This is a genomic window from Armatimonas sp. (assembly GCF_964826245.1).
This window is the reverse complement of sequence record NZ_CBAYMC010000306.1, coordinates 1-4265: the sequence shown is the minus strand read 5'-3', so window position 1 is coordinate 4265 and position 4265 is coordinate 1. Positions and strand designations below refer to the sequence as shown.

Genomic DNA, 4265 nt, shown 5'->3' with positions numbered 1-4265 from the left:
GGTCGCACGACCATCAAGCGCGGCGAAAACCTTGAGTTCGATGCGCGTCTTGAGCCCGAGCCTATCCCCGACCCTGTAGTTCCGGCTGGCAAGGTCAAGGGTGCTCGCAAGACGCGCAAGGGCAACGCAGAGATGTGTTTTGTCCCTGGCAACGGCACGATTGCAGACTTCTGGATGGATGCAACTCCTGTTACGGTGGCTCAGTGGAAAGCGTATTGCGCGGCGACGGGTAAGAGCATGCCAAAGGATAAGCCTTCTTGGGGCTGGATAGACGATCATCCTATGGTGAACGTGAACTGGGACGAGGCGAGTGCGTTTGCGACGTGGGCGGGTGGTCGCTTGCCGACGAGCGCTGAGTTTGAGTACGCGGCTCGCGATGGTGGTAGAAATATTGAGTACCCTTGGGGCAATGATGTGCCTTCTGACCAGTTGTGGTTTACTCCTACGAGCAAAGATAAGGGTACTGCTCCCGTTAAGCGTAGCTCTAACATCTTCGTGAACAGCCATGGTCTGTCAGATATGGCGGGCAATGTGTGGCAGTGGTGCAGCGATGGCCCGAATAGCGCTAGTCGCTACCTAAAGGGCGGCTCCTGGGTCGACGACGACGCGGACGGCTTCCGCTGCGCGTACCGGGACAGCGACTATCCGATCAACGCGAGCAACATCGGGGGCTTTCGCCTCCTCCATCCAGGAACGTAGTGCCGTGCTTTTCGTTTTTTGATTGTACGGGGGCTGTCACAAAAGTGGGGCTGGTGGCGTTTTACGAGCGCAGAGAGTGGCGTTTGGGAGGTAAGGATACATGGTTCGCTGGAAAATGGGGATGGGTGTGCTAGTGCCGGTGGCACTGTTGGGGCTGAGTGCGGCGGGGTTTGTGCCCCGCCAGGAGTCGAAGGCAGAGACGGCGAAGAAGGCAGTGGCGCTGCTGAAGGCCAAGTGCGCGGCGTGCCATAAGCCCGATGGGAAGCTTGCCTTCGATGCCACCAACTACCAGAGCCTGGTGAAGAAGGGCCTCCTCAAGGCAGGAGACCCCAAGGGCTCGATGGCGCTGGAGCGCATTCAGAGCAAGGACGCTCCCATGCCACCAGAGCCTGCCAAGCCCCTCACCCCAGCAGAGCAGGCGCTCTTCTCCAAGTGGATCGCCGACGGGCTGACAGAGCCTAGTGCAACAACCGCGGCGGCACCGAAGGCGCTGGCGCAGGTCGGTGGTGGGAGCGCTGATAAAGGCGCGACCGCGACCAAAGCCCTCGGGATCATTAAGAAGAACTGCGGGGCCTGCCACAATGGGAGCCAGTTCTTCGATGCGGGCAACCACCGCGACATGATCAAGAAGGGCTACTTTGTCGGCGGCGACCCGGATGCCTCCCTGGGCTTGCAGTTTATTCTCGGAAAGGTCGCGGATCGTAGCAGCAAGCAGATGCCACCGGAGCCGCTGCCTGCTCTCTCCGACTCAGACAAAGCCACCGTGCGCCAGTGGATCCTCGATGGTGCACAGAACGCCAGTGCCGCCGCAACCGTGGTGGCCGCAGAAGGTACGCCTGCCCCTACGCCCACGGCGGCCAAGCCCAAGGTACGCCGCAACGTGCCCGAGCAAGAGCTACTCAAGGCGATTGTCCGCGACCTAGAAGATGCCAACGAGCGCGACCGACCGTATCTTCGTTACTATAGCCTCGCCAACCTCTACCGCAACCCAGAGATAAGCGACGAAGACCTCGCAGGCTACCGCGTGGCGCTCGATAAGCTTATTAACTCGCTCTCCTGGAGCCCAGACCTGGTGCTTACCAAGACCCTAGGGCCGGAGAACCTACTCCAGCGTCTCGACCTGCGCTCCGTGGACTGGACGCCGGAGCTCTGGCAGCGCATTGTTGGCGCTAACCCCTACGGCCTGCTCCCCCGCGAGGCCAGCGCCCAAGCCACCAGCATCCGGGCACTCTCCGGGGCCTCGTTCCCCTATGTCCGCGTGGACTGGTTCGCCGCCACGGCCAGTGTCCCGCCGCTCTACCACGAGATTCTCGATCTTCCCACGACGGTAGATGCGCTGGAGAAGAAGCTCGGGGTGGATGTGAAGGGCAATATCGAGCAGGAGAAAGCCATCCGTGCGGGCCGCCGCCAGTCCGGTGTCTCCCGCAACAACCGTGTCGCCGAGCGCCACCGCTCACTCTACGGAGCGTATTGGAAGAGCTACGACTTTGGGGGTAACCAAGACCGCCAGAACATCTTCCTCAACCCGGTGGACTTCCGCGAGGACGGCGGCGAGTTTGTCTTCAATCTGCCCAATGGCCTGCAAGCCTACTTCATCGCGGATCGGCAGGGGCGACGCCTGGACACGGCTCCCAGTGAGATCGTGCGCGATCTCGACACGCCCGGCAAAGACCCCATTGTCACCAACGGGCTCTCCTGTATTGGGTGCCACTCGCAGGGGATGCGTACCTTTCCGGATCAAGTCCGTCCGCACCTGGACACAATCCTCAAGGCCACATTTGACATCGACCATGCCCAGGCGCTCTACAAGCCTCAGGATGTTCTCCAGACCGCCTTCAAGTCCGATATCGACCGCTTCCAGACCGCACTCAAGAAGCTTGGCACCGATATCTGCCAGCCCTCCGATGAGCCGGTGATCAAGCTTGCGCGCTACTACCTCGACAACGATGGCAGCATGTCCGTCGAGCAGGCCGCCGCGGATGTGGGGCTTTCGGTGGCGGAGTTCCAGCGCCGTATTGGCAAGAGCACGCGCCTGGAAACCCTGGGCTTTGGGCAGCTCGAAGCGAAGAACGGGGGCTTCAAGCGCGATGCCTGGGAGCAGTACTTCGGCGACCTCGTGAGCGAGACTCGCCTGGGCGACTACGTCCCTCCGACCCGAAAGATTGAGCGCGGGAAGAGTGGCGCGATCTCCGCCACGGCGAAGCTGACCTCGGTGCATATCGGGGCGATTACCTGCGACGATCAGCATCTCATGGACCGGGTTCGCCAGAACCTGATTTTCTGGCTCTCGCGTAGCCCGCTCATCAAGATCGCTCGTGTGAGCACGGATGCGGACGCCATTCTCAAGGGCCAGATCATCCGCAAAGATGGCGAGCTGACTATTGTTTTGACCGAGGAGAAGCGGCGGATAAAAGAGGACATCACCGGCCTTTTCTCCGACCTAGACTTCGTCACCCAGCAGCTCGCCGACCGCATGCACGGCCAGCTCACGGGCGAGCGCCTCGCCCTCCAGCCACAAGTGACCGCTGTGACCGCTGCCGCACCCACTCAGACCCCGCAGAAAGCGTTCACCCCGCTGGACCCCATCCTGAACTTCACGCAGGCACTGTCCACCCGTGGCCTCTCCATCTCCGTGGACCGTGGCCCTGGAGGCACCTACAAGTTCGGCGAGGAAGTACCCATCCGCATCCGCTCCGACCGTGACGGCTTCCTGACGATCTACAACATAGACTCGACAGGCACCGTCTCGCTGCTCTTCCCAAATAACTTCGTGCAGAACAACCAGGTTAAGGCTGGGCAGCTCGTGACCATCGGTGATCTCAGCGACCCCTTCAAGATCCAGGCACAGGGCGTCCCGGGTCGCGAGACCGTCATCGCCGTGCTCACGCCGCAGGGAATCGCCAATAACCTTCCCGGTGTCGCCGAGTTTAGGCAAGACCCCACCGGCAAGAGCCTCGGTGTGGTCGCCCGTGGTGTCAGCGACTTCAGCCAGGCACTGGGCAAGACCCTCGGTGTCGCCGCCCGCACCATTCCCGGAGGCGGCGGCGTCACCCAGGCCACCTTCACCCCGCTCCCCGCCAGCAGTGGTGTGATCCAGGCCACCGTCCAGTTCTTCACGGTGCAATAAAATAGTAAAAGCTCATGAACCGAAAATACTTTTTATCTCTCTCCGCACTGGGTATATTCGCCCTGCCGCTGGATGCCCTGGCTTTGTCACAAACCCAGAAACGGGTAGCGCTGGTGTTTGCCAACCAAAACTACGAGAATAACCCTCTTCCGAACATTATTAACGACGCTAATGCAATGGAGGCGGCTCTTAAACAGATTGGTTTCACCGTGACCAAGGGGATAGACCTCTCCCGCTCGACGATGCTCGCCAAGCTCCGTGAGTTCCGTGCTCAGATCGAAGCGGCACCGGGTTGCGTTGCGCTGGTGTACTACTCAGGCCATGGAGCCGCGGTAGCGGGGGAGAACTACCTGATTCCCATCCAGAACGCCCGCTTGACCGGTGCTGAGGATCTCCCCGACGAGTGCGTGGGACTGCGCCGGGTACTGGACACACTGGG

The 4265-nt window shown here is 61.1% G+C and carries 3 protein-coding genes; all 3 read left to right on the top strand.

What is annotated here, in order from left to right; translation table 11 throughout:
• On the top strand, positions 1 to 699 hold a 699-nt coding region (locus AC1XOS_RS20250; RefSeq protein ID WP_481964025.1), incomplete at its 5' end, for a formylglycine-generating enzyme family protein.
• A gap of 100 nt (positions 700 to 799) precedes the next feature.
• Positions 800 to 3826: a DUF4384 domain-containing protein gene (locus tag AC1XOS_RS20245; protein WP_481964024.1), complete on the top strand. Its 3027-nt coding sequence runs from the start codon at positions 800 to 802 to the stop codon at positions 3824 to 3826.
• 14 nt (positions 3827 to 3840) lie between these two features.
• A partial coding sequence (locus tag AC1XOS_RS20240; protein WP_481964023.1) for a caspase family protein occupies positions 3841 to 4265 on the top strand: 425 nt, incomplete at its 3' end.